Below are 25,739 nucleotides of genomic sequence, written 5' to 3'. Positions count from 1 at the left end.
CTACGATTTGCGGCATGGCGTAGCAGAGACATAGCGACCTGCTCCAGCACGGCGGTGGGCACCAACTTGAGGACAGTCCATGAGATTCCTACGAATTGTTGGCGTCATCATCGGCGCCCTCCCGATTGCGGTCGGTCTCCTTTGGCTGGGGCAAGGCACGGGGCTCATCCTTTGGCCAGCAGACAGCTTCATGCTGGCTGACCGGACTTGGGCGCGCAACGGGCTTCTGCTCGCCGCTGTGGGTGCGATCATCGTATGGCTGAGCTTGCGTCAGCGCTGACCGCTCCGCTCAGTCTGCCTCAGAGCCGGGATCGGCAGGGAGGTCGAGAAAGAACCGGGCGCCGGAGCCCTCTTCGCTGTCTACGGACAATTCGCCGCCCATGGCACGGGCGAGGCGGCGTGAGATATAAAGGCCAAGGCCAGACCCCCCATCACCGCTCCGGCCCAGACGTTCGAACTTCTCGAACACAATGGCCTGCTGTTGCGGCGAAAGACCCGGCCCCTCGTCACCCACGACAACCCTCGCCCGTTCGCCTAGCTGCGCCAGTTGTATGCGGATGCGCGAGTGTTCGGGCGAATACCGGATGGCGTTGCCGATCAGGTTGATCAGCACCTGCAATACACGACGGAACTCCGCCACGGCGTTCAGCCGTTCGGACGGGCCCGGCCCTTCGATGCTGATGTTCTTTTCGCGTGCGCGGACGCCCAGAATACCGGCGGCCTGCCTTGCGACTTCCGCCAGATCGATATGATCGGGTGCCGTCGAAAACCCGGCGGATTCCACCACTTCAAGATCGCTCAAGTCTTCCAACAGGCCGAGCAGAAGCCTCCCCGCATTCGCGATCTCGCCTGCATAGTCGGCATAAGCATCCGGCAGCGGACCAGCCAGCCGCGTGCGAATGGTCTCCGCATTGGCCACGATCCGGGCAATTGGCTGCCGCAGCACCGGAGCAAGATCCTGGCCGACCAAAGCACGCCCACCGACCATACCCGCCAGAGCAGGCGGCTCTTCAACGGGAGGAGGCTGATCCGAGACGAGGAGCAGCTCGAAGCCGGCAGGATCGCGGCCCGGTTGCAATTGGGGAAGAAGGACGATCCGCCACTCTCGGTCAGACGCGGCTACGCGGACCTGCGCTCCGTCAAGCATTCGCCAATGAAGCGGCTGAGTCCCGTGTTTCTCCGGGGCCAAGAACTGCGTGAAGGGCTGCCCGATCCCGCCCTGCATTTCCGCCGCGATGTCCTGCAGTTCGGCGCTCTCACTCTCCACGGCGAGAATGCGCTGCTCGGCGTCGAGCCAAGCCACCAGCTCGGCCACTTCCCGCTCGATTGTGGCACGACGCTCGAAGGCTGCATACGCATCCTCGGCGGGCAGCGGTGCGGTGCGCCAGCTGCGCAGCACGATCTCACAACCCGCGCCATCGGGCTGAGGCTCGACATCCACCCAGGCGCTGATCGTATCCGCGCCATCCTGAGCGTTGATCGCCTTGGCCAGAGTGCTCCGGCTTCGCCTTGCCCTGGTCACAAGCTCCAGAAGCTCTGGCACGGCAATGACGCCCGGCACGGCACCGCCACAGCTACGCTGAAGCCCGGCAAGCGGCTCATCCGCACTCAGCAAATGATCTTCGGCGTCACTTCTCGCTCTCGCCAGCAGCGGCCCGCGTTCGTCCATGTCAGAGTCCCGCATGAGGCGCTCCGGCGAGAAGCGAGGCTGCCTGATCCGAAGTGATCTTGCCAAATCCGTGATGCAACACGCTGTTCGGTACAAGGATGAAGAGCTGCCGCTCTATCTCGTCCCCGCTCAGGCCTGCAGCCCGTAGCGCCAGCGCCAACCGCACCATCTGGCTCTCATGGGCAGACAAGCAGAGCCTGTCGCGCGCCTGGCCAGATGCGAGCGCAAGCGTCGTCATGAACAAGGCTACGCCGCCCTGCCCAACGTCGAACGGATCGATGGTGGGGTTGCTGATGCTTGTCAGCAAACGGCCTGCAAGCTCAATCCGCGAAGCCTCACGCCTGTAGATCACGGGTGCCTGATGTTCGGGAGCAAAACTCCGCGAATCCACAGGAAGCGCGGCATAGGATGCTGCCAAGGCTGAATCGAGGACGTCCTGAGGCAGCTCGGCAAGGGGCAGCTGCATTCGCCGTTGTGCCTGGCACCAGCGCGCCTGCGACCCCAGAAACTTCGCTGCCAGTTCACGCGTCGCGACCTCTTGCGAGGTCAAAAGGCTCTGCAGCAAGGGCGGCGTAATCGGGTCTATCGCGAACTCCTGAAGCAGGCGCTCAGTGATCTGCCATTCAAGCGCAAGCGCGTGCAAATGCGACAGAACCTCTGACTTCTGCCTTAGCGCAGCGATAACTGCGGCTGTGCAGGCCGGATCGCCGGACCGCACTCCAGAACCGGGAACATCGAGCAACTGAGCGCCAAGGTGCGACAGCATGCCGCGCATTCGTGCCAGTATCTCCTCTCCGAAGAGCGAAGCGTCAGGTCCGGCAAGCAAATGGTTCAGGACCGGCTGCACGGTTCCGGCCACAGCGTCGCCTTGCGCCAGGGTGGCGCGCAGGCTCTCCTCCAAGGATACACCACTGATGGTACGCACAGGTGCCTCGATCATGGCTCTGCATACGGCGCCCTTGGTTAAGGCAGCGTTAGTTGAGCCGCCTTGGTGGCAGGAGAATGGCGCTAAGCGCAAGCACGATGGCGAGCAGCCTTATAGATACGCCAAGAACGCCCAGAGCTGCAGCCCCTGCAAGCAGGAGCGACAGCACGGCACGGTCGCTTGTCCAAACCGCGACGCCATCTGTTAAAAGCCGCGGAGTCAGGTGCATCAGCAGCATCAGCATGAGTGGCGGGAAGAACCTGTAATCGACTCCAGCCGCCGTCACTGCGGGATGCACTTCCAGTCCAAGGACACACACAGCGACAATGCTGACGTCGACCAGCCATCCCAGCGCATGCGCGCGGGGAATCGCCGGCGCAGCCACGCTTTGCGCATCGCGCTCTGCGCGGCGCAGCAGCTCGGAGGCTCGGACCAGCATCCATGCGAATGCGACAAGCACGAAAGCAACGAGCGCAGACCCCAGCCACGCGACGGCAAATGCGAGCGCGAGCGCCACCACCGCACCGATCCCGACGGCACCGCTGGCGTTACCGGCATGGAGCAGCGACGACCCGAACGCCATGACGCCCGCACGCGCGAGCTTGTCCGAAGGGGCTGCCGAGGGACCCGCAACGAGCCGGGTCCGCAACCATTCCACTTCCGTAGCCAATGCCTCGCTCTCGCTCCGCACCATGCGCCAGTTTCCGCCAAGGCGGGCCTCGGCAGGCAGCTGTTGCATCGGCACACCCGATTGCAAGGCGATACGAGTCAGAGCCGAAGGAACGTCGCAATCGGCTGGCAGATCGTGCAATCGTTCCACCAGCGCGCCTGGGATCTTCATCACTCCCGCCGCTGCGTTGTTGATATCGAGACGCTCGAAACCTTCTGCCACGGCACCGTCGTCCGGAAGTGCGAGCACGACCGACTGAGTTCCTTTCATAATCGTTGCTGCCGTCGACCAGTCGGCAAACACGCCTTCTGTCACAACCATCAACTCATCGGCCGCAGTCACAAGCGCTGAAAGCTGCTGCGGACCAGGAGCGATGTGGAAGCGCACGCCTGCATTCTCGGCAGCATGTTGCAAGGCGGTAAGCTCTGGCGAAGGTCCGCGTGCAAGGCAGATCAGCCGCTGGCATTCCAGCCCCAGCACTAGGCCGAGTTGGTGCTGGGCAAGAGTGGCTCCGCCGATGCGCAGAAATGCACGTGGAAACGGCTGTCCCGTTCCCACCGGCTCCAGCATGGCTAGCAAGGCTATGCGCAGGTGTCCCTCCGTGGAAAGTCGCCTGTCTAAGGCTTGGCTGCGCAAGTGCCAAGCCACGCCTGTCCATCAGCCGCTGGATAAGTCCAAAACATGCGCCTTGAGGCGCCGGACCACAGTGGGCTCACCAGGGGCTGCCTCAAGCGCTTCTTCCGAAAGGAGCAGAAGCGCCTCAGAATGGAAGCTGGCAGCAAGACCCTTGAGGCGCATGGCAGCAACCGTCCAGTTGCCGTCACAACGCGAGCGCTCCAACAAGTCGACCTGCCGCGCTACACTCTCCACATAAGCGGAACGCAGCTCCGCAAACAGCTCTGGATCGCCGCCGGCAGCGGCCTGGAGAGTGGCTTCTAGTGCACCTGCTTCATAGGCCATGCTCCGCCGAGTAGTGGAGGAGAGTTAAAACGGGGTTTATCGGGAGGCCGCTCATGGTAGACCTCGCCCATGGTAGGGGAACGACGCATCATCGCCTTGGGCGCGAGCAACAACGAAGCCGGGAGTGCCGGCGGCACACTGCTGCCGAACGAGGCCGGGCATGCCGAGCCAGCCGAATCGGCGGCACACGAGACCCCGGCGTGGGATGCTGACGAAAGCGCCGAGACTCCGGCAGCCTGGCGGGCTTATCTTGCTCCGGTCGCGGCGATCGTTCTGACGCTCGTCTGGAGCGCGTTCTTCCTTTGGTCGCAATATCAGGCAGCTGAACCGGTCACCATCGGCACGGCTCCCGAACTTGTCGCTCAATGGGCGGTTCCCGTGCTGCTGATCGGCGTCATTTGGCTCCTGATGATGCGAAGCAGCCGCCGCGAAGCGGCTCGGTTTGGTGACGCCGCGGCACTGCTTTCGCGCGAGAGCGCTCAGCTTGAGACCCGTCTTGCCACCATCAACGGAGAGTTGAGCCTTGCGCGGGAATTCATCGCCTCCCAGTCGCGAGACCTGGAAACGCTTGGCCGTCTGGCCGTCGAACGGCTGACGCAGAACGCGGATCGGCTGCAGGAACTGATCCGCGAAAACGGCGTCCGCCTCGACACCATGCAGACGGTAAGCAAGTCGGCCCTGGACAACATGGACCGGCTGCGAACACAGCTTCCGGTCATCGCCAGCTCTGCGAAGGACGTCACCAACAACATCGGGAACGCCGGGCGGACCGCGCATGACCAGCTCGAGGACCTGGTCGCCGGTTTCAATCGCCTCAATGAGTTCGGGGCAGCCTGCAACCAGCAGGTGGCCGCCGTTCGCCAGGCAATGGATGGAGCCACCTCCGAGTTTGTGCGCTCCTGCGAGGATCTGGAGAAGCTGGCGGCCGCGCGTTTCGAAGCGCTGGCCGCGCGCGGTACAGAATTCCGCGGGCAACTGGAAAGTCACGAGGTAGAGGCGCTCGCCGCCATTCGCACGCGCGCTGCGGCTCTGGCGGACGAAGTTGAGAGCGCACGCGCGGCTCTCGACAACCATGAAGCCGAAAGCCTGACGTCGCTTCGTGCTCGCCTGAGGGCGCTGCGGGACGAGAGCGGTGTAGTCGGCCGGGCAATTCAGGACGGCGAGACCCGCGCCGCGGAAGCCTGGTCCTCCCGCCTCACCGCAGTCGAGCAACAGCGGACGGAGCTCGAGGGTCGCATCCACGAGGCCGAGAAGCGCGCGTTGGAAGCCCTTCGCGAACGCGCCGACATGCTCGCCGCTCGCAGTGGGGAACTGCATGAACGGCTGTCTGCGGCAGAACAGGCCGCGCTTGCAGGTCTGGAAGAGCGCGCGGGGCAGCTCGCGATGCGAACCAGCGAGTTCCAGTCACGCCTTTCGGCAGACGAGCAGACCGCCCTCGCCCGCATCACGGCTCAGCTCGCGGCGCTGGACGGAGAGATTGCCGAAAGGCTGGCGGAACATGAGCGGCATACGGACGCTCTCACCCGCCGTTCGGAAACCTTGGTGGCAACGCTGGGCGATCACGGCCAACGCATGGCCGCCGTCGCCCAGAGCGGGGCAGAGATCGAGGCCACGCTGACCACAAGCCTGGCGGTTCTTGGCGAGCGTCTTACCGCATCGCGCACCACCCTGGCCGCTACGGAAAGCGAGGTTGATCGCCTGACCGATGCCAGCGTCCGCTTGCTTGAGCTGATCCAGGCGAGCGCGAAAGAGAGCGCCAGCGCTCTTCCCGAAGCGCTGTCCGTCGCCGATGATCGGCTCTCGCGGCTCGGCGACAAGATCCTCACCCTCGTCGAGGATCTCGAAGGCGGTTCGCGACGCAGCAGTGAGCTTCACGCGAAGATCGATGCCACGCGCGAGGCTCTGGCCAATTTCCAGACAGAGCTCAACGCCAGCCAAGGCTCCGTTTCGCAACTCAACGAGACACACCGCGCCGAAATTTTGGCGCTGCAGTCGGCGGTCGATGAAGTCGAGCAGAGCGGGAGGCGCGTGGGCGCGGCCACTCGCGATGAACTCAGCGGCGCGATCGAAGACCTGGCAAGCGCAGTGCGTGGGGTGCTGGCCGCACTGGACGACGAGGGCACCGTAAAGGTGCGCGCTCTTGCGGAGCGCCTCGGGGAGGAAAGCGCACAGGCCATCGACAAAGTCATGCGCCCCCGCGCCGCCGAAGCCGCAGGCGCTCTGGAGCAAGCCGTCGCGCATGCGTCCGGCGCCGGGCGCGAAATGGCGACGCAAATGCGCGAACAGCTTGCGAGCGTGGAAGAGGCTGTCCAGAACCTTGAGAACCGGGTTACTCAGGCCCGTGAGCGCGCACAGGAGCAAGTCGATAACGACTTTAGCCGCCGCGCTGCGCTCATTACCGACTCGCTCAAGTCAAATGCCATCGACATCGCAGCGGCCCTATCGGCGGACGTCGGCGACACGGCGTGGTCCGCTTACCTGCGCGGGGACCGTGGGATCTTCACGCGCCGCGCTGTTTCGCTGATCGAGGCTGGCGAAGCACGGGCGATCCAGCAACTCTTCGAGCGGGACGACAGCTTCCGCGAGCATGTGAACCGCTACATTCACGATTTCGAAGCGCTGCTGCGGCAAGTCCTTTCCACGCGTGAGGGCAATGCCTTGGGCGTGACCCTGCTCTCCTCCGACATGGGTAAACTGTACGTCGTGCTGGCACAGGGCATTGAACGTCTCCGCAGTTAGGAGACGCGCTGCAGCCCTGCTGCCCGCGCTGTAATCAGTACCCCATCTCCTTGAGAGGGGGCGTGCCGAAGAAGTTGAGATCTTCGGCAACGACCCACCCATTGATGTAGTTCACGTAGAACACCACCATCAGGATCAGAGCCAGGATGGCCGCACGTAGCGCCACCTTGCCCGGACGGAAGTTGACGGGCGCACTATCCGCGTGCCCTTTCTCGACCTGGTGCCCCTGCACCTCGTCGGGTGTGCGCAGTCCGAACGGCAGAACAAGAAACGCACTCAGCACCCATAGCAGGGCATAAATCGCCAGGATCGAAGTCCATTCCATCTGAGCAGCCCTCAGCCTTCCTGTGCCATCATCACGATGATTTGCGGCTTCTTGCCCGTCCACCGGGACGCCGCCCGGCGTGCCGCAAGCCGCACTGCCTCGCGGGTCTTGCCGGCGTCCGCACGCGCCTTTCGCGCACCCGCACAGGCGCCCTCGACGTCGCGCCGGACTTCATCAAGGAAGCTCTCTCGTTCGAGTTCAAGAGGAAGTCCCAAGGCCTCAACCTGGACCTCGCCTTGCTTTCCAACCGCCACGGTTACGACACCGGCGTTGGAAAGCCGGCGACGCATGACTACGGCGTCCCCGTCGGCCGGCACGATCATGTCGCCATCCAGAACGAGCCTGCCGGCGCGCACTTCGTCGATCTTACCCGGCGCTCCCGGCGCAAGTCGCACGAGATCGCCATTCGTTTGAAACACGGCCTTGGGTATGCCGCTCGCCAGGCCGAGGCTTGCCTGCTCGCGCATGTGCCTGATCTCACCATGCACCGGCACCAGGATCTCAGGACGCATCCAACGGTAGAGCGCCTCAAGTTCCGGGCGACCGGGGTGACCTGAAACGTGGATCAGGCTTTGGCGGTCGGTCACCAGAACGATACCACGCTCGGCAAGACGATTCTGGATCCGCCCGATCGCAATCTCGTTCCCGGGGATCTGACGGCTTGAGAACAGAACGACGTCCCCCGCTTCGAGGGCCAGGGGATGATTTTCCTCGGCGACGCGGGCCAGCGCCGCACGGGGTTCGCCCTGGCCACCTGTCGCAACGATAAGCACTTCGCCGCGCGGCAGACTCATCGCCGTGTCGAAGTCGACAGGCGTGGGCAGATCCTTCAGATATCCACTCGCCTGACCCGCCTCGATGATACGATCAAGCGAGCGCCCGGCCACGCAGAGCTGTCGCCCCGTCGCGCGTGCGACAGCCCCAAGCGTCTGAAGTCGCGCAACGTTCGACGCGAACGTGGTGACCAGCACCCGGCGTCCCTTATGCTTGGCCACTTCAAGCTGCAGCCCGCGATAGACCTCACCCTCAGAACCCGAAGGTTCGGGGTTGAAGACGTTGGTGGAGTCACACACCAGCGCGAGCACCCCCTCGTCGCCGATCTCCGTCAGTTCGGCAGCCGTTGCGGGAGTACCGATCTGCGGCTCCTCATCGATCTTCCAGTCACCTGTGTGAAATACACGGCCGAACGGCGTATCAATCAGCAGCGCGTTGCCTTCTGCGATGGAGTGCGCAAGCGGCACATAGCTGATCCCGAAGGGACCGAGCTCAAACTCATCGAGATCATTGACGACGTTAAGCTCGACCTCGTCGAGAATGCCCTCCTCCTGCAGCTTTGCGGCCACGAGACGGGCGGTGAAGGGCGTCGCATAGAGGGGAGCGCCCAGCTTCCTGGCAAAGTATGGAACCGCCCCGATGTGATCCTCATGCGCATGAGTGAGCACGATTCCGAGCAGATCCTCCCGCCGTTGTTCGATAAAGTCCAGATCCGCGAAAACGAGATCGACACCAGGGTACTCATTCCCACTGAAGGTCATCCCGAGGTCGACCATGATCCACTTGCCGCGGCAGCCGTAGAGATTGACGTTCATGCCAATCTCACCCGAGCCTCCCAGGGCGCAGAAAAGCAGTTCCTCACCCGGTTTGTTTGTATTCGTCACTTAGAAGCACGCTCCGCTAGAATGGCCAGGCCTTCGAGCGTGAGGTCGGGGTCAACGGCATCAAAGATGTCCGCTGCCTCATCGAACAACACGGCAAGGCCGCCGGTGGCTATGACTTTCGCAGGGCGACCAATCTGCGATCGGATTCGTGCGATCAGCCCCTCCATCATGGCAACATAGCCCCAGAACACACCAATCAGCATCTGGTCCTCTGTGTTGCGTCCGATCACGCTCGAACTCTCCGGCACTTCGATTGCAATGCGCGGAAGCATCGCGGTGTTGCCGACGAGGGCATCGAGCGAAAGATTGATACCGGGCGCGATGATCCCCCCCTTGTAGGCGCCGTTGAAGTCGATCACGTCGAGCGTAGTCGCCGTCCCGAAATCGATGACGATCAAATCACCTGCATACTTCGCGTGTGCGGCAACCGCATTCACCGCGCGGTCGGCGCCGAGCGAACGCGGTTCGTCCACGTCGATATCGATGGCGTAGCTGGCGGCGCCTTGTCCCGCGATCAGCGGCTCGATGCCGAAGTAGTGCCTGGAGAGCACATCAAGGTTGTGCAAGGCGCGTGGCACGACCGTAGAGATGATGATTCGATCGATTGCCTGCCGCTCCACTCCTCGGATCTCAAGAAGCTGCATCAGCCAGACCGCATACTCATCCCCCGTGCGCCGCGGATCCGTCGCAATCCGCCAGCGCCCTTTAAGCGTGCGCCCCTCGAAGAGCGCAAAAACGACATTGGTATTGCCTGCATCGATTGCGAGCAGCATGGTTCGGTAATCCCGATCAACGGCTGTCTATGAGGACTTCGCCGGCGTGAATGGTGCGTCTGGTGCCGCCCGTGTCTTCGAGTTGCAAGGCCCCTTCGCTGTCGAGCCCGAGGAACACGCCATGCAGCACCCCGTTCTCAGAACCGTGGACCGCCAGGGCCGTGCCAACGGGATGCGCCCGGGCCAGCCAGCGAGAGCGAACTTGCGCCCACCCTCCAAAGCGCCAGAGCTGAAGCACCTCGCCCCAAGCCGTATCGAGCGTTGCTGCGAATGCATCACGGTCGACCACATGGCCGAGCGATGCCAGGCTCGCCACCGCCCTGCCTTCCACATCTGGCGCATGTAACAGGTTAACGCCCACGCCGACCACCACCGCTTCGCCTACCCGCTCCAGCAGAATGCCCGCAAGCTTCGCAGGCCCGACCAGCACATCGTTCGGCCATTTGAGGCTAAGCTGCTCCCTTGTCCCAGGCGCGACCGCGCACAACGCCTCGAAGACCGCTACACCTGCAGCCAACGAGAGGGTGTGAGCTGGTGGATCGCCAGCCCTCAACCTTATCAGCGTCGAGCCCATGAAGTTCCCGGCGCCATCGCTCCAGGTCCGCCCATGTCGCCCACGACCGCGGACCTGACGGTCGGCGACGAGCCAATGCCCCTCACTCACCATCTCACCTGCACTCACACGTGTTGTGAGATCAGTGTTGGTCGATCCAGTCTCGGCGACGACCTCGATCAAAGCCGTCGCATCAAACGGGGAGGAACAGCACAGCAGCCGCCGTCGCAGCCACACCGTCGAGCCAGCGCGTCAGGAAATATCCGAGAGGCGACATGAAGAGCGCAGCAAGGACCAACAGGACGTTGTGGGCCCAATCGCTGCGTCCCGTCACCACACCAGCCGGCTCATCGAAATACATGATCTTGACGATCTTGATGTAATAGTAAGCGCCAATCACGGACGCCGCGATGCCGATTGCAGCCAGCGCGACAAAGCCGCCCTGAACCGCCGCCTGAAACACAACGAACTTGCCCCAGAACCCGAAAAGCGGCGGTATGCCTGCGAGGCTGAACATGATGATCGCAAGCGCCAATGCAAGGCCAGGACGCGTGCGCGAAAGACCTGCCAGATCGGCAATAGCCTCAACCTGATTTCCTTCGCCGTCTCTGAGCATCAGCACCGCGACAAAACCGCCAAGCGACATGATGACATAGATGACCAGATACACCAGCATCGCAGCCGCGCCCTGCGGGGTGGCTACGGCCAGACCGATCAACACAAAGCCTACATTGTTGATCGAAGAATAGGCCATCAGACGCTTGATGTTTGTCTGGGCAATCGCTCCGAGGGCACCTACCACGATCGACGCCAGTGCCGCGAAGATCACGATCTGCCGCCATGCGTCTGCCTGCGAGCCAAACGCCTCGAGCGCGACGCGCATGGTCAATGCAAGGGCGGACGCTTTGGAGGCTGTGGCGAAGAACGTCGTTACAGGGGTAGGCGCACCCTCGTACACGTCAGGGGTCCACATGTGGAATGGAACCGCACTGATCTTGAACGCGAGACCTGCAAGCATGAACACGATGCCGAACAGCGCGCCAGCCGAAAGACCGCCGCTCAGTGCCAGGTTGATCCCTGCGAACGATGTCGTACCGGTGAAGCCGTAAGTGAGGCTTACCCCGAAGAGCAGGATGCCCGAAGCCAACGCGCCAAGCACGAAGTACTTCAGCCCCGACTCTGCTGACCGGCTGTCATTGCGCAGAATGGCCGCGAGCACGTACGAGGCCAGCGAGTTGAGCTCCAAACCGATATAGAGCGTCAACAGGTCGCCGGCAGAGGCCATCATGCCCATTCCCAACGCACCGAACAGCACGAGCACAGGGTACTCTGCCCGCATTCCACCGAAGCGGTCGAAAAATGCCGGCGTCACCACCAGCGCCGCCGCAGCGCTGCCGTAGATCAGGAGCTTCGCGAAGGACGCAAACGCATCCGCACGATACTGCCCTCCGAATGCGGTTACATCCGGCCCCATCGCTCCCTGAAACAGGGCTGGAGCGGTCAGGAACATACAGCCGATCAGCACAGCAACTGATACGATGGCGATCAGGCGCGCAGCCTTGTCACCGCTCCACGCCGAGACAAGCAGCAACACAAGCCCGGCGACGCTTAGCGTTACTTCCGGAGCAATCAGGCCAAGGGAATGGGCGAAATCCATCAGTGTGCCCCCTCCCCATGGGACGCTTCTTCATGTGCGGGCGTCTGCCCCTTGCCCATCACCAGCTTGGCATCACCCGCTGGCCGCGCGCGGGCTAGCCTGGCATCGAGCGCGGCAATGTCGCTGCGCATCGGTGCCAAAAAGCTCTCTGGATAGACACCCATCCACAGAACCGCCAAGCCAAGCGGGATCATCATGACGTACTCACGGAAAGTCAGGTCTGGCATGGCGGCAGCATCCGCGTTCCTCTGCTCACCGAACGCGACGCGCCGATAAAGGTACAACATGTAGGCGGCGCCAAGAATGATCCCGGTCGTTCCCACCAGCGCGACCCAGCTAGACACCTGGTAGATCCCCGCGAGGCTCAAGAACTCACCTACGAAGCCCGAAGTGCCTGGCAGCCCAATGGAAGCCATCGTGAACAGCAGGAAAAACAGCGCATAGCGCGGCATGTTGATGGAAAGACCGCCATACCGGGCAATCTCCCGCGTGTGCAGCCGATCATAGATCACGCCGACGCACAGGAACAGCGCGCCAGAGACGAGTCCATGGCTCAGCATCACGATCATGGCGCCCTCAAGCCCCTGAACATTGAAGGCAAAAAGGCCCAGTGTCACGATCGCCATGTGCGCGACGGACGAATAGGCGATGAGCTTCTTCATGTCGCTTTGCACAAGCGCGATCAGCGATGTGATCACCACCGCGAGCATCGACAGAGCGAACACTAGAGGTGCGAATTGAGCGCTCGCCTCGGGGAACATCGGCAGCGAGAAACGGATGAAGCCATAGCCACCCATTTTCAGCAGCACGCCTGCAAGAATCACCGAACCTGCAGTTGGCGCCTGCACGTGCGCATCTGGAAGCCAGGTGTGCACAGGCCACATCGGCATCTTGACCGCAAAGCTGGCAAAGAAGGCGAGCCACAGCCACGTCTGTACGCCAGGCGCGAAATCGTATGCCATCAGCGTCGGGATGTCTGTGGTGCCAGCCTCGTTCGCCATCCACAGCATCGCGATCAGCATCACTACTGATCCAAGCAGAGTGTAGAGGAAGAACTTATAGCTGGCGTAAATCCGGTTGTCGCCGCCCCACACGCCGATAATCAGGTACATCGGAATCAGGCCGGCCTCGAAAAAGATGTAGAACAGGAACAGATCCTGGGCCGCAAACACGCCGATCATCAGCGTTTCCATCAGCAAGAACGCTGCCATGTACTCACCGACGCGCTTGTTCACCGAAGTCCAGCTCGCGCCGATGCACACCGGCATCAGGAAAACCGACAGCATGATCAGCAACAGAGCAATGCCGTCGATACCCAACGCATAAGAGAAGCTTGAGAAGATCGCATGACGTTCGGTGAACTGCCATTGCGCGCCACCGACATCGAAACTGAGCCAGAGCACAACGCCCAGCGCCAGATCGACCAAAGTCGCCATCAAAGCGACGGTCCTTGCCGCCTGAGCCTGAAGGAACAGACATGCGCCCGCCGCCACGAGCGGCACCAGCAGCATCAGGGAGAGGATCGGAAAGTCTCCCATCACTCATGCCCTCTTGATTGTACCACTCGAACCCCCTGAACCAAGGCGATCATGCGATCACCCAGCTGATTGCGGCAACCAGCCCGATCAGCATGACTAGCGCATAGCTGTACAGATAGCCGGACTGAACCTTATGCGCGTACTGCGAACCCTTGCTCACGACCCAAGCAGCGCCGTTCGGACCGAACCGATCGATGATGCCCACATCGCCGACCTTCCAGAACACACGGCCCAGCCAAAGAGCCGGCACTACGAACACGTAGTGGTAAAGCTCATCGAACATCCACTTTCGATAAACGAAGGTATAGATCGGCCCGAGTTGATCAGCGACGGCCGCCGGGAAGCGCGTATTCCGGACATAGCCATACCACGCAATCAGCAGCCCTAACGCCATCACCGTGAACGGCGCCCATTTGACCCACGTCGGCACTGCGTGCAGTTCGTGAACGAGGTGCTCGGAGAAGACCAAGCTGCCTCTCCAGAACTCGCCTGTTCCCGCGCTGATGAAGGCGTGATGGAAAACGAACCCGGCGAAGATGGCCCCGATTGAGAGCAATACGAGGGGCAGCAGCATCACTGCAGGGCTCTCATGCGGACGATAGCCGCCAGTTCCCTCGCCCTGGCCATGATCCGGCACCTCGTGAGATGCAGATACGCCGTGATCCTCATGACCCGAATGCTCCTGTGCAGGCGCATTGTCTTCCGCGGTCCCGTGGCCGTGCGTGTCCACATGACCATGGCCATGCGCATCGTGGACGGCATGCTGAATGTGCTCGGACGCTGCCCACCTGGGCTTTCCGAAGAACGTCAGGAACACGAGACGCCATGAATAGAAGCTTGTCATCAGCGCGGCAGCAATACCCAGCCAAAAGGCATAGCTGCCAACCTGCGAGTTTGAAGCGTAAGCAGCCTCAAGGATAGCATCCTTAGAATAGAACCCTGCAAAACCGAAGACGTTGACGATGCCGACACCCGTAATCGCGAGCGTACCTGCGGTCATCGCCCAGAAGGTTACGGGGATCTTGCTCCGCAACGCGCCATAGTAACGCATGTCCTGCTCATGGTGCATTGCGTGAATGACCGAACCGGCCCCAAGGAACAGCAACGCCTTGAAGAATGCGTGCGTAAACAGGTGGAACATCGAAGCTCCGTACGCACCCACACCTGCAGCGAAGAACATGTATCCCAGCTGAGAGCAGGTGGAATATGCGATCACCCGCTTGATATCCCACTGCGTGCAGCCGATCGTCGCAGCGAAGAAGCAGGTGGACGCTCCGATAAACGTCACGAAGCCAAGTGCCACCGGGGCTGCTTCGAACATCGGCGACAGACGGCACACCATAAAGACGCCTGCAGTGACCATCGTCGCTGCGTGAATCAGAGCCGAAACCGGCGTGGGGCCTTCCATCGCATCCGGCAACCATGTGTGCAGGCCAAGCTGAGCGGATTTGCCCATCGCTCCGATGAAGAGCAGGAGGCACAGCACCGTCATCGTATCGAGACGATATCCCAGGAAGCCGATGGTCGAGCCCGCCATGCCCGGCGCGGCAGCGAGAATTTCAGGAATCGACACCGTACCGAACACCAGGAAGGTGCCGAAAATGCCTAGCATGAAGCCAAGGTCGCCGACGCGGTTCACCACGAACGCCTTGATCGCGGCTGCACTTGCTGAGGGCTTGCGGAACCAGAAGCCAATCAGCAGGTACGAGGCCAGACCCACGCCCTCCCAGCCGAAGAACATCTGCACGAGGTTGTCGGCGGTCACCAGCATCAACATGGCGAACGTGAACAGCGACAGATAGGCAAAGAAGCGCGGCTGATCCGGCTCTTCGTCCATGTACCCCCAGGAGTAGAGGTGAACCAGAGCCGAGACACTGGTGATCACGACCAGCATCACTGCCGTCAGCGTATCCACCCGCAGCGTCCAGTCGAAGGTCATGGTGCCGGACTGGACCCACTTCAGAACCGGGATGACGCTCGCCTCCGCAGTCCCCGAAAGGAAGCCGATAAAGATCGGCCAGGACAGCGCACATGCGACAAACAGGGCGCCGGTCGTGATGACCTTGGCCCCAAAGTTGCCAAGCGCCTTGTTTCCAAGCCCGGCGACGATCGCTGCCAGAAGAGGCAGGAAAACAATGTAGATGATGGGATGCACGGTCTTATCCCTTCATCCGATTTGCGTCGTCGACGGCAATCGTGCCGCGACTCCGATAGTAGATCACGAGAATGGCGAGACCGATGGCCGCTTCCCCCGCAGCCACCGTGAGCACGAACATCGCGAAGACTTGCCCGGTGAGGTCCTGCAAAAACGCGCTAAACGCCACCAGATTGATGTTCACCGAAAGCAGGATCAGTTCGATCGCCATCAGGATGACGATGATGTTCTTGCGGTTGAGGAAAATGCCCAGGACGCCAAGCACGAACAGGATCGAGCTGACGACGACGTAGTGTTCGATGCCGATCATCAGAGGCTGACCCCCTTACCAATTTCCGGCTTGACGTTCACGGTGGAGTCCTCCGGACGCCGCGCAATCTGCCGCGCAATGTTCTGCGCCCGGGTGTCCGTGCGCTGATAGTGCGTCAGCACAATCGCGCCGATCATCGCGACGAGCAGGATCAGACCCGATGCCTCGAAGAGGAACAGATAGCGGCCGTACAGCAGAGCGCCGATCGCAGTGATATTGCTGACCCCTACAGGTGTAGCTGCCATGCCATCAGGTGCACCAAGCTCCAGCGCCCCCGCGCGGTAGGCACCGATGCCAAGCACTATTTCGGCCAGCAGGACCAGCGCGATCAACATGCCGAGCGGGAAATGCTTCACAAACCCGGAGCGCAGTTCGGCAAAGTCAATGTCCAGCATCATGACGACGAACAGGAACAGCACCGCGACCGCACCGACATAGACGATCACGAGGAGCATCGCGATAAACTCGGCACCGACGAGTACCATAAGGCCGGCAGCGTTGAAAAACGCCAGGATGAGCCAGAGCACGGAATGCACCGGGTTGCGGGCGAGAATAGTGATCGCGCCCGAGGCGATCGTCAGGACCGCAAAAAGGTAAAAGGCGAAAGTCTGAATCATGAGCCCCGCGGCCCCCTAGCGGTAGGGCGCATCGGCTTCAAGGTTCGCGGCAATCGCCCGCTCCCACTTGTCCCCGTTCGCCAGAAGCTTCGCCTTGTCGTAGAGCAGTTCCTCACGCGTTTCCGTCGTGAACTCCAGGTTCGGCCCTTCAACGATGGCATCGACCGGACACGCTTCCTGACAGAAGCCGCAGTAGATGCATTTGGTCATGTCGATATCATACCGGGTGGTACGACGTGATCCGTCGGCTCTCGGCTCTGCCTCGATCGTGATCGCCTGCGCGGGACACACAGCCTCGCACAGCTTGCACGCAATGCATCGCTCCTCTCCGTTGGGATAGCGCCGCAAGACGTGCTCACCACGAAAGCGCGGCGAAAGCGGGTTGCGTTCGAACGGATAGTTGATGGTGGCTTTCGGCTTGAAGAAGTACTTCAGCGTCAGCGCGTGAGCCTTCACAAACTCGTAGAGAGTGAAGGACTTGACTAGTTGGGCGACACTCATGCGCCATACCTCGTGAACATCAGCCAGCCCGAGACGAGCACTACGAAACCGAGCGAAACGGGAAGGAACACCTTCCAGCCCAGCCGCATCAGCTGGTCGTAGCGGTACCGAGGCACCGTCGCCTTGACCCAAGAAAATACAAAGAAGAAGAACAGAATCTTCAGCAGCAACCAGATGAAGCCCGGCACGTAATAGAGCGGCGCCCAATCAATCGGCGGCAACCATCCGCCGAAGAAGAGCGTCGCATTCAACGCACACATCAGCAGGACGTTCGCGTACTCGCCAAGCCAGTAGAGTGCGAAAGCCATGGACGAGTATTCGGTCTGGTAGCCCGCGACGAGTTCGGATTCTGCCTCGGTGAGGTCGAAGGGAGCGCGCTGCGTCTCTGCCATGCCCGAGATGAGGAACATGACCCACATCGGGAAGAGCAGGATATTGAACCAGAAGCCGTTGACGATGCCAAGGCCGTGCCCGCGCTGCGCTTCAACGATCTCGTTCATATTGAAGGTGCCGGCCCACAGCACAACACAGATCAGAATGAAACCAATCGAGACTTCGTAGCTGATCATTTGCGCCGACGCGCGCATGGCCGAGAAGAACGGATATTTGGAGTTGGAGGCCCACCCGGCCATGACCGTCCCGTACACGCCCAGTGAACTGATCGCGAGCACGTAGAGCAGGCCAACATTGATGTCGGCCAGGACCGCGCCAGAGTTGAACGGGATCACCGCCCACGCCAGCAGTGCCACGGTAAACGTCACGATCGGTGCGATCAGGAAAATGCCCTTATTCGCCGCCGACGGAATGATCGTTTCCTGCAGAAAGACCTTCAGGCCGTCTGCGAACGACTGAAGCAGACCGAAGGGTCCGACAACGTTGGGTCCGCGACGCAACGCCATCGCGGCCCAGATCTTCCGGTCCGCATAGATGATCATCGCGACGCCCAACATCAGGGGCAGCGCGATCAGGAGAATTCCGCAGATCGTTGCGACGGCCCATGCCCACTCGAACGACATGCCAAGCGACTGGAAGAAAGCGGTCATTCCGCTGCCTCCGCGAAGTCCTCACCGTGCAGCAATTCGGCCGAGCAGCGCTGCATGACCGCACTGGCGCGGGCGATCGGGTTGGTCATATAGAAGTCCTGGATCGGATAGGCGATGGCGCCCGAAGCGGAACCGCCACCAGACGGTAGGTCGCTTCCGTAGTCTGCCAATCCCTCCGTGCCAAGAGCCGGCACCTCTGCGATCATAGCGGCACGCAGTTCTTCGAAGCTGTCGAACCCGACCCTCGCGCCAAACGCATCGGCGAGAGCGCGGAGGATTGTCCAATCCTCGCGTGCGTCGCCGGGCGCGAACACGGCCTTGTCAGAGAACTGCACCCGTCCTTCTGTGTTGACGTATGTTCCCGCCTTTTCGACATAAGCCGCGCCGGGCAGGATGATATCGGCAGCATGCGCGCCTTTATCACCGTGATGGCCGATGTAGACGATCATCGAACCGGCAAAACGGGTGTAATCCACCTCGTCTGCGCCGAGCGAAATGACGACCTTCGGCTTGGCTGAAACGAGATCGGCGATGCCACCCTTCTGCGCGAAGCCGAGCATCAGCCCGCCCATGCGGCTCGCCCCCATATGCAGGACGTTGAAGCCGTTCCAGCGCGTGCCGTCTTCCAGCTCGCGCACGAGGTTGAAGTTGCCTGCCAGCGCCAGAGCTGCCTCAAGCCCTCCGCGACCGAGCCCCGCCCCGCCCACGATGATCGCCGGGCGCTTGGCCTCGCCAAAAGCACGCACAACCGCCTCAGGGAGGTTTCCGAGCAACGACAAGTCGTCGCCGATGAATTCGCCGCCGAACGTGGTTTCCCACTCCGGGCCGATCAGGAAGACCTTTGCGCCGCGCTTCACCGCCTTGCGAATCCGGACATTCACCAGCGGAGCTTCCCAGCGCACCATCGAACCTGAGATCAGAATGACGTCCGCGGTTTCAATCCCGGCGAATGTCGAGTTGAAGTTCACTGCGGCCAGGCTGTCCGTCGCATAATCCATTCCCGTCTGCCGGCCTTCCAGCAGGCTCGACCCGAGGGCACCGAGTAGCTTTTTGGCCGCAAACATCGTTTCGCAGTCGACGAGATCTCCGGCGATGGCGGCGATGCTGCTGCCCGGGTTCAAGGAAGCGATCGCGGTGAACGCCTCCTCCCAATTCGCCGGATGCAGCTTGCCATCGCGGCGGATCCACGGGCGATCAAGGCGCCGGCGCATAAGGCCGTCCACCTGATAGCGCCCCTTGTCGCTCAACCATTCCTCGTTCACGTCGTCATTGTTGCGCGGCAGAACGCGCATGACCTCGCGACCACGGCTGTCGATGCGAATGTTCGCGCCCGTGGCGTCCGAGACGTCTATTCCGAGCGTCTTCTTGAGCTCCCACGGGCGTAGCTCGAACGCGTGCGGACGGCTGGTCAGTGCGCCAACAGGACACAGATCAATCACGTTCGCCGAGAGCTCATGCTTCGCGGCATGCTCGAGATACGTCGTGATCTGCATGTTTTCGCCGCGGTAAAGTGCGCCGATCTCGTCAACGCCGGCGATCTCCTCGGAGAAGCGCACGCAGCGGGTGCAATGAATACACCGGGTCATCGCAGTCTTTATCAGCGGCCCCATGTACTTCTCGGTGACCGCGCGCTTGTTCTCGTGATAGCGCGAGCCGCCACGCCCATAGGCCATGGCCTGATCCTGCAGGTCGCACTCACCCCCCTGGTCGCAGATCGGGCAATCCAGAGGGTGGTTGATGAGGAGGAACTCCATCACACCCTCGCGCGCCTTCCTCACCATTTCGGAATCGGTGCGGATCTCCTGCCCTTCGGTGGCTGGCAGTGCGCAGGAGGCCTGCGGCTTGGGCGGTCCGGGCTTAACCTCGACAAGGCACATGCGGCAGTTGCCGGCAATCGACAGCCGCTCATGATAGCAAAAGCGGGGTATCTCTTTGCCGGCAAGTTCGCAGGCCTGGAGAACGGTAGCGCCGTTCGGGACTTCAAGCTCGACGCCGTCGATGGTCAGCTTTGGCATTATTCGGCAGCCTCTTGCAGCGAACCGAGCCGCTCTTCGATTCGGCGTTCGAGTTCGGGGCGGAAGTGGCGGATGAGGCCCTGGATCGGCCAGGCGGCGGCATCTCCGAGGGCGCAGATGGTGTGGCCTTCAACCTGCTTCGTGACCTGCTGAAGCATGTCGATCTCGTCCACATGAGCCTCGCCAGTGCGGAGGCGTTCCATGACCCGCCACATCCACCCTGTCCCCTCTCGGCAGGGCGTGCATTGGCCACAGGACTCATGCTTGTAGAAATAGGACAGACGGCTGATGGCGCGAACGATGTCCGTCGATTTGTCCATGACAATCACGGCTGCGGTGCCGAGCCCCGATCCAACCGCCTTAAGCCCGTCGAAATCCATCGGGCAGTCCATGATCTGCGCAGCCGGGACTAGGGGCACGGATGAACCACCGGGGATGACGGCAAGCAAATTGTCCCAACCGCCGCGGATCCCGCCGCAATGACGCTCGATCAGTTCGCGGAAGGGGATGCTCATCTCCTCCTCGACTACGCACGGCTTGTTCACATGGCCGCTGATCTGGAAAAGCTTCGTGCCGCGATTGTTCTCATTGCCGAAGCTGGAAAACCACGCAGCGCCACGCCGCAGGATCGTCGGCGCGACAGCAATCGACTCAACATTGTTAACCGTGGTGGGGCAACCGTAGAGCCCGGCCCCTGCAGGGAACGGCGGTTTCAGGCGCGGCTGGCCTTTCTTGCCTTCCAGACTCTCGATCATCGCGGTTTCTTCACCGCAGATGTAAGCACCAGCACCACGGTGCACGAAGACGTCGTAGTCGTAGCCGGAACCGGCCGCGTTCTTACCGAGCAGACCGGCGTCGTAAGCCTCCTGCACGGCAGCGAAGAGCACCTCGGCCTCACGAATGTACTCACCGCGAATGTAGATGTAAGCGGCGCGCGCACCCATCGCGAAGCCGGCCACCAGCGCACCTTCAATCAACTTGTGCGGATCGTGGCGAATGATCTCCCGGTCCTTGCAAGAGCCCGGCTCGGACTCGTCGGCGTTGATGACAAGGAAGCTCGGCTTTGGCTTGCCCGCAGCGTCCAGCGGCGGTTGCTTGGGCATGAACGACCACTTCATGCCCGTGGGGAAGCCTGCGCCACCCCTCCCGCGCAAGCCAGAGTCCTTCATCTCCTGGATGATCGCGTCGCGCCCGCGCGCAATCAGCTCCTTGGTATTGTCCCAGTCACCCCGCGCCTGCGCGGCAGCCAGGTTCCACGACTGATAGCCGTAGACGTTGGTGAAGATACGGTCCTTGTCAGCGAGGCTCATTGCCACTCACCCCGGTAGTCGTGGTTCTCGTTGACCATGGCGGTCAGCGTACTCAACGCGCCAGCCGGCTCGACTGTATGACGACCGGGCTCCTGCGTTCCCGCTTTCGGCGTGTCGCCTCGCGCAAGCGCATCTAGGACCGCGTCCAGCCGCTCCTGCGTCAGGTCTTCGAAGTTGTCGTCGTTGATCTGGACCATCGGTGCCGATGCACAATTGCCCATGCACTCCACTTCGGTGAAGGTCCAGAGCCCGTCATCGGTCGTGTGGCCATGGCGCATCCCGCGCCTCTCGCAAGCAGCGATAAGGTCATCCGAACCGCGCAGCATGCACGGCGTCGTTCCGCATACCTGAACGTGGAAGCGGCCTACGGGCACCAGATTGTACATGGTGTAGAACGTCGCCACTTCGAGAACACGCACGACCGGCATGTCCAGCTCCCGTGCGACGAATTCGATCACCGGAATCGGCAACCACCCCTGCGTGTTGGTCTCCTCGCCGACTTGGCGCTGCGCATAGTCGAGCAGCGCCATCACGGCGGAGCGCTGACGCCCCTCAGGGTAGCGCGCGATCGCCGCCTTGGCCTTCTCTGCCCATTTCTGAGTCCAGGCAAAGTTGCCCCACTGCGCCCGCAGTTCGGGCGAGTCCGGTTCGAGGTAGCGGTCGGCCATCAGCGAACAAACTCCACGCGAGAGCACTTGTCGCCCTCAAAACTGTAAATCGACATCACTTCGAACGGCTCGGCGTCGGGTGAGCGCGAAACCGTCTCATGCAGCACCACGTATTCGCCGAGTTCGTAGCTCTTAACGATGTCCGCGCGGTTCTGCGGAAACTCGGCAAACATTGCCTTCAGACCCGATCGCACGCCCTCACGTCCGCTGCGCAGCACTGCGCCGCGATAGCTCGCCTCGCAAGCGTCCTCACTCATCAGCGTGACATACGCATCGGCGTCCTGCGCATTGTAGTACGCAATCATCTGCTCAGCGATGGCAAGCCGATCAGCCATGTTTGCTCCGCCGCCTCAGCCATACATCCTGCCCGTACAGGAACATTTCGAACCCACCAATCGCGGTTACGAGCATCGGCAGCATCTCCGAGGCCTTGTAACCAAAATAGACCGAGGCGAAGTACCAGACCGCCAGAACCAGGCCGGTCACCATCGCCCACATCCGCGTCATCTCGAACATCTGCGTCTTCATTTCACGTACTCCCGCGTTCCCGCTACGCATGCGCCGCACCGGAGAGTCCCACCTCGCCCGATCCAGCCGTCGACAAAGGTCTACCGGTCGCACTCTCCGAAAACGACGTCGATCGCGCCAAGGATGGCTGTGGCATCGGGCAGCATGTGCCCTTTGCACATCATGTCCATCGCCTGAAGGTGCGAGAACGCTGTTGGCCGGATCTTGCAGCGGTACGGCTTGTTCGAACCGTCCGAAACCAAATAGACACCGAACTCCCCTTTGGGGCTCTCGGTAGCAACGTAGACTTCACCTGCGGGTACGTGAAAACCCTCGGTGTAGAGTTTGAAGTGGTGGATGAGAGACTCCATCGAGCTCTTCATCTCGGCACGCTTCGGTGGAACGATCTTCCGATCTGTCGAAGCAATGGGCCCTTCTGGCATCTGAGCCAAGCACTGCTTGATGATCTTGGCCGACTGCCGCACTTCTTCCACACGCACCATGAAGCGGTCATAGCAGTCAGAATTGGTACCGACGGGAATCTCGAAATCCATCCGGTCGTAGACGTCGTAGGGCTGGCTCTTCCGGATATCCCAAGGAATACCCGCCGCACGAATCATCGGACCGGAGAAGCCCCAGGCAATTGCGTCGTCGCGGCTCACTTTCGCGATATCGACGTTGCGCTGCTTGAAGATGCGATTTCCTGTGACAAGGCTCATCGCGTCCTCGAACAGCTCGGGCAGACGCGTGTCGAGCCAGTCCCCGATGTCCGTCAGCAGCTTGAGCGGCACGTCCTGATGCACGCCGCCAGGCCGGAACCAGGCTGCGTGCATGCGAGCACCCGAAGCCCGCTCGTAGAAGTTCATGCAGTCTTCACGAAGCTCAAACAGCCACAGGTTTGGCGTCATCGCCCCCACGTCCATGACGTGGCTGCCGATGTTGAGCATATGATTCTTGATGCGTGTCAGCTCGGCGAAGAGGACACGCAGATACTGCGCCCGAATGGGAACCTCAAGGTTCAGGAGCTTCTCGATCGCCAGCACATAGCTGTGCTCCATGCACATCGGCGAGCAGTAATCGAGCCGATCGAAATAGGGCAAAGCCTGAAGATAGGTTTTATGCTCGATCAGCTTCTCTGTGCCGCGGTGGAGCAGTCCGACGTGCGGATCGACACGCTCGATAACCTCGCCGTCCAACTCCATGACCATACGGAGCACACCGTGCGCTGCAGGGTGCTGGGGGCCAAAGTTGATCGTGTAGTTATCGATCGCATCGCCCTGTGTCGTGGGCGAGCGCTCAAGGGAAAGTCCGCTCATAATCAGCTACCTTCGGGTGCGGGGCCTGTACCCTCATTCGCGCTGGCCGCTCCGTCAGCCGGCCTGTCCGGGCGATCTGCAGTCGGCTTAGGCGCGCCTGGCTCAGGAGTAGAGCTCGTAACGGGAGCCGGTTCACTCTGCCCCTGCCCCGAGATTGTGCCACTCGTTCCGACACTTGGCGCAACCTTCTCAGCCGCCTTCGCATCGGTCTTCTCACCAGCACCTGTCTGTTTCGGAGAATCCGTCGTCTTCACCTCTGCGACCGGCGGAGGAGCCGGCACAGCCTTCTCATCACCGGGCAACTGGTAATCCGCGCCTTCCCATGGACTCATAAAGTCGAAAGTGCGCAGGTCCTGATCCAGACGCACGGGCTCGTAGACGACACGCTTGTCCTCTTCGGAATAGCGGACCTCGACGTAACCGGTGAGAGGGAAATCCTTGCGGAAGGGATGCCCTTCAAAGCCATAGTCGGTAAGAATTCGGCGAAGGTCGGGATTTCCCGCGAAGATCACGCCGTAGAGATCGAAAATCTCACGCTCCAGCCAGCCAGCGACGGGCCAGAGAGTCGTCACCGTTGGCACCGGAGTATTCTCTGCCGCGCGCACCTTTACCATGATGCGGTGATTCCTGGTGAGCGACAGCAGCATGTAGACCACTTCGAAACGCTCAGCCCGCGACGGATAGTCCGCTCCGGCAATCTCCATGAGCATCTGGTACTCATGCTCGTCTCGCAGGAGACGCAACGCGTCCTCGACGCGATCGCGCTGCACCGTGATGACGATCTCTTCAAACTCCTCCTTGGTGTCGATCACTAAGGAGCCCAGGGCGGCCGCGAGAGCCTCGCGCACCCCGTCGTTCGGAGCGATCTTTGGAGCGGAATGCAGGACGGTCATCGTCGACTTACCTTTCGAGCGTGCCGATGCGACGGATTTTGCGCTGCAACTGCATCACGCCGTATAGCAGCGCCTCAGCGGTCGGTGGGCAGCCAGGAACGTAGATATCGACTGGAACCACCCGGTCGCACCCGCGCACAACGCTGTAGCTGTAGTGATAGTAGCCACCACCGTTAGCGCACGAACCCATTGAGATCACGTACTTGGGATCCGACATCTGATCATAAACCCGGCGTAGCGCGGGAGCCATCTTGTTACACAAGGTACCCGCCACGATCATCACATCCGACTGGCGCGGCGATGCACGCGGCGCAACGCCGAAGCGCTCCATATCGTAGCGCGGCATGTTGACGTGGATCATTTCAACCGCACAGCAGGCGAGACCGAAAGTCATCCACCACAGCGAGCCTGTGCGAGCCCACTGAAACAACTCTTCGGTCGAAGTCACGAGGAAGCCCTTGTCGGACACCTCCTGATTGAGCCCGTTGAAGAAACCCTGATCCGGAAGCGTCACCTGACTTTCCGGCAGGTGACCGTCCTTACGAAATTGCGCGACGTCCGTCATGCCCAGTCCAGAGCCCCCTTCTTCCACGCGTAAATCAGGCCAATCGCCAGTTCGCCGAGGAATACCATCATAGTGATCCAGCCCGGCCAGCCCGTCAGGTCGAGGGAAACGGCCCACGGAAACAGAAACGCTGCTTCGAGATCGAAGATGATGAACAAAATCGCGACGAGATAGAATCTCACGTCGAATTGGCTGCGCGGATCCTCGAACGCAGGGAAGCCGCATTCGTATTCGCTGAGCTTGTCAGCAGTGGGATTGTGCGTGCCCGTCAGGCGCGCGACCCCCATCGGCAGAAACACAAACGCGCTCGACAGCGCGAGTGCGATGAACAGGAATATGAGGATCGGCAGGTATTCCGAGAGGTCGACCAAG

General features: G+C 61.4%; 26 protein-coding genes. 2 read left to right on the top strand and 24 right to left on the bottom strand.

Going from position 1 to position 25,739, the window contains the following annotated elements; translation table 11 throughout:
- The first annotated feature begins 79 nt into the window (after window positions 1–79).
- A complete protein-coding gene (locus tag ABUH87_RS02160) occupies window positions 80–280 on the top strand; it encodes a hypothetical protein (protein ID WP_367768725.1) in 201 nt (66 codons plus the stop codon).
- A 9-nt stretch (window positions 281–289) separates the two neighbouring features.
- Here the strand turns inward: ABUH87_RS02160 and ABUH87_RS02155 are convergent, their stop codons facing one another.
- The 4 genes from ABUH87_RS02155 to ABUH87_RS02140 form a co-directional block, all read right to left on the bottom strand.
- Complete coding sequence (locus ABUH87_RS02155; RefSeq protein WP_367768717.1) at window positions 290–1,684, bottom strand: sensor histidine kinase; 1,395 nt, start codon at window positions 1,682–1,684, stop codon at window positions 290–292.
- Window positions 1,671–2,609, bottom strand: a complete 939-nt coding sequence (locus ABUH87_RS02150; protein WP_367768714.1) for a hypothetical protein — start codon at window positions 2,607–2,609, stop codon at window positions 1,671–1,673. The genes ABUH87_RS02155 and ABUH87_RS02150 overlap by 14 nt, the downstream gene beginning before the upstream one ends.
- A gap of 34 nt (window positions 2,610–2,643) precedes the next feature.
- Complete coding sequence (locus ABUH87_RS02145; protein WP_367768711.1) at window positions 2,644–3,822, bottom strand: hypothetical protein; 1,179 nt, start codon at window positions 3,820–3,822, stop codon at window positions 2,644–2,646.
- Window positions 3,823–3,921: 99 nt separating this feature from the next.
- On the bottom strand, window positions 3,922–4,224 hold the full coding sequence (locus tag ABUH87_RS02140) for an Hpt domain-containing protein (protein ID WP_367768708.1): 303 nt from the start codon (window positions 4,222–4,224) through the stop codon (window positions 3,922–3,924).
- Window positions 4,225–4,293: 69 nt separating this feature from the next.
- On the opposite strand from ABUH87_RS02140, the gene ABUH87_RS02135 reads away from it, so the two are divergent.
- Window positions 4,294–6,963 (top strand): coiled-coil domain-containing protein, encoded by a 2,670-nt coding sequence (locus ABUH87_RS02135; protein ID WP_367768705.1) that lies wholly within the window; start codon window positions 4,294–4,296, stop codon window positions 6,961–6,963.
- 34 nt (window positions 6,964–6,997) lie between these two features.
- Here ABUH87_RS02135 and ABUH87_RS02130 read toward each other — a convergent pair whose 3' ends face one another.
- The 20 genes from ABUH87_RS02130 to ndhC all read right to left on the bottom strand — a co-directional run bounded on the left by ABUH87_RS02130 (window position 6,998) and on the right by ndhC (window position 25,738).
- The gene (locus ABUH87_RS02130) at window positions 6,998–7,288 is read right to left on the bottom strand and encodes a DUF1467 family protein (RefSeq protein ID WP_367768703.1); all 291 of its coding nucleotides are present in this window, start codon (window positions 7,286–7,288) and stop codon (window positions 6,998–7,000) included.
- Between the two features lie 11 nt (window positions 7,289–7,299).
- The gene (locus ABUH87_RS02125) at window positions 7,300–8,877 is read right to left on the bottom strand and encodes a ribonuclease J (RefSeq protein WP_367769148.1); all 1,578 of its coding nucleotides are present in this window, start codon (window positions 8,875–8,877) and stop codon (window positions 7,300–7,302) included.
- Window positions 8,878–8,942: 65 nt separating this feature from the next.
- Window positions 8,943–9,719, bottom strand: coding sequence for a type III pantothenate kinase (locus tag ABUH87_RS02120; RefSeq protein ID WP_367768700.1), 777 nt, complete (start codon window positions 9,717–9,719; stop codon window positions 8,943–8,945).
- A 16-nt stretch (window positions 9,720–9,735) separates the two neighbouring features.
- Complete coding sequence (locus tag ABUH87_RS02115; RefSeq protein ID WP_367768697.1) at window positions 9,736–10,455, bottom strand: biotin--[acetyl-CoA-carboxylase] ligase; 720 nt, start codon at window positions 10,453–10,455, stop codon at window positions 9,736–9,738.
- A gap of 10 nt (window positions 10,456–10,465) precedes the next feature.
- Window positions 10,466–11,929 (bottom strand): NADH-quinone oxidoreductase subunit NuoN, encoded by a 1,464-nt coding sequence (gene nuoN / locus ABUH87_RS02110; RefSeq protein WP_367768692.1) that lies wholly within the window; start codon window positions 11,927–11,929, stop codon window positions 10,466–10,468.
- Window positions 11,929–13,467, bottom strand: coding sequence for an NADH-quinone oxidoreductase subunit M (locus ABUH87_RS02105; RefSeq protein ID WP_367768689.1), 1,539 nt, complete (start codon window positions 13,465–13,467; stop codon window positions 11,929–11,931). The genes nuoN and ABUH87_RS02105 overlap by 1 nt, the downstream gene beginning before the upstream one ends.
- A 49-nt stretch (window positions 13,468–13,516) precedes the next feature.
- On the bottom strand, window positions 13,517–15,622 hold the full coding sequence (nuoL, locus tag ABUH87_RS02100; RefSeq protein ID WP_367768684.1) for an NADH-quinone oxidoreductase subunit L: 2,106 nt from the start codon (window positions 15,620–15,622) through the stop codon (window positions 13,517–13,519).
- Between the two features lie 4 nt (window positions 15,623–15,626).
- Window positions 15,627–15,932 carry an NADH-quinone oxidoreductase subunit NuoK gene (nuoK, locus tag ABUH87_RS02095; RefSeq protein ID WP_367768681.1) on the bottom strand — a complete coding sequence of 102 codons (306 nt, stop codon included), beginning with the start codon at window positions 15,930–15,932 and terminating at the stop codon, window positions 15,627–15,629.
- Window positions 15,932–16,549: an NADH-quinone oxidoreductase subunit J gene (locus tag ABUH87_RS02090; RefSeq protein ID WP_367768678.1), complete on the bottom strand. Its 618-nt coding sequence runs from the start codon at window positions 16,547–16,549 to the stop codon at window positions 15,932–15,934. Before ABUH87_RS02090 ends, nuoK begins: the two co-directional genes overlap by 1 nt.
- A 15-nt stretch (window positions 16,550–16,564) precedes the next feature.
- Window positions 16,565–17,050 (bottom strand): NADH-quinone oxidoreductase subunit NuoI, encoded by a 486-nt coding sequence (gene nuoI, locus ABUH87_RS02085; RefSeq protein ID WP_367768675.1) that lies wholly within the window; start codon window positions 17,048–17,050, stop codon window positions 16,565–16,567.
- Entirely contained in the window at window positions 17,047–18,093 is a 1,047-nt protein-coding gene (gene nuoH / locus ABUH87_RS02080; protein WP_367768672.1) for an NADH-quinone oxidoreductase subunit NuoH, read from the bottom strand. Before nuoH ends, nuoI begins: the two co-directional genes overlap by 4 nt.
- The gene (gene nuoG / locus ABUH87_RS02075) at window positions 18,090–20,108 is read right to left on the bottom strand and encodes an NADH-quinone oxidoreductase subunit NuoG (RefSeq protein WP_367768669.1); all 2,019 of its coding nucleotides are present in this window, start codon (window positions 20,106–20,108) and stop codon (window positions 18,090–18,092) included. Before nuoG ends, nuoH begins: the two co-directional genes overlap by 4 nt.
- Window positions 20,108–21,418 carry an NADH-quinone oxidoreductase subunit NuoF gene (gene nuoF, locus ABUH87_RS02070; protein ID WP_367768666.1) on the bottom strand — a complete coding sequence of 437 codons (1,311 nt, stop codon included), beginning with the start codon at window positions 21,416–21,418 and terminating at the stop codon, window positions 20,108–20,110. The genes nuoG and nuoF overlap by 1 nt, the downstream gene beginning before the upstream one ends.
- Window positions 21,415–22,086 carry a complex I 24 kDa subunit family protein gene (locus ABUH87_RS02065; RefSeq protein ID WP_367768662.1) on the bottom strand — a complete coding sequence of 224 codons (672 nt, stop codon included), beginning with the start codon at window positions 22,084–22,086 and terminating at the stop codon, window positions 21,415–21,417. Before ABUH87_RS02065 ends, nuoF begins: the two co-directional genes overlap by 4 nt.
- Complete coding sequence (locus ABUH87_RS02060) at window positions 22,086–22,421, bottom strand: nuclear transport factor 2 family protein (RefSeq protein ID WP_367768659.1); 336 nt, start codon at window positions 22,419–22,421, stop codon at window positions 22,086–22,088. The genes ABUH87_RS02065 and ABUH87_RS02060 overlap by 1 nt, the downstream gene beginning before the upstream one ends.
- Window positions 22,414–22,614, bottom strand: a complete 201-nt coding sequence (locus ABUH87_RS02055) for a hypothetical protein (RefSeq protein WP_367768655.1) — start codon at window positions 22,612–22,614, stop codon at window positions 22,414–22,416. Before ABUH87_RS02055 ends, ABUH87_RS02060 begins: the two co-directional genes overlap by 8 nt.
- Window positions 22,615–22,694: 80 nt before the next feature.
- Window positions 22,695–23,909 carry an NADH-quinone oxidoreductase subunit D gene (locus tag ABUH87_RS02050; protein ID WP_367768652.1) on the bottom strand — a complete coding sequence of 405 codons (1,215 nt, stop codon included), beginning with the start codon at window positions 23,907–23,909 and terminating at the stop codon, window positions 22,695–22,697.
- Between the two features lie 2 nt (window positions 23,910–23,911).
- On the bottom strand, window positions 23,912–24,802 hold the full coding sequence (locus tag ABUH87_RS02045) for an NADH-quinone oxidoreductase subunit C (RefSeq protein WP_367768649.1): 891 nt from the start codon (window positions 24,800–24,802) through the stop codon (window positions 23,912–23,914).
- 7 nt (window positions 24,803–24,809) lie between these two features.
- Window positions 24,810–25,367, bottom strand: a complete 558-nt coding sequence (locus ABUH87_RS02040; RefSeq protein ID WP_367768646.1) for a NuoB/complex I 20 kDa subunit family protein — start codon at window positions 25,365–25,367, stop codon at window positions 24,810–24,812.
- Window positions 25,364–25,738 (bottom strand): NADH-quinone oxidoreductase subunit A, encoded by a 375-nt coding sequence (gene ndhC, locus ABUH87_RS02035; protein ID WP_367768644.1) that lies wholly within the window; start codon window positions 25,736–25,738, stop codon window positions 25,364–25,366. The genes ABUH87_RS02040 and ndhC overlap by 4 nt, the downstream gene beginning before the upstream one ends.
- Window position 25,739: the final 1 nt, after the last annotated feature.

Origin of the sequence: Novosphingobium rhizovicinum (genome assembly GCF_040813635.1) — a bacterium.
Lineage (GTDB): Bacteria > Pseudomonadota > Alphaproteobacteria > Sphingomonadales > Sphingomonadaceae > Novosphingobium > Novosphingobium rhizovicinum.
Note: the sequence above shows the minus strand (reverse complement) of the source record. Positions and strands in the feature narration are given on the sequence as shown.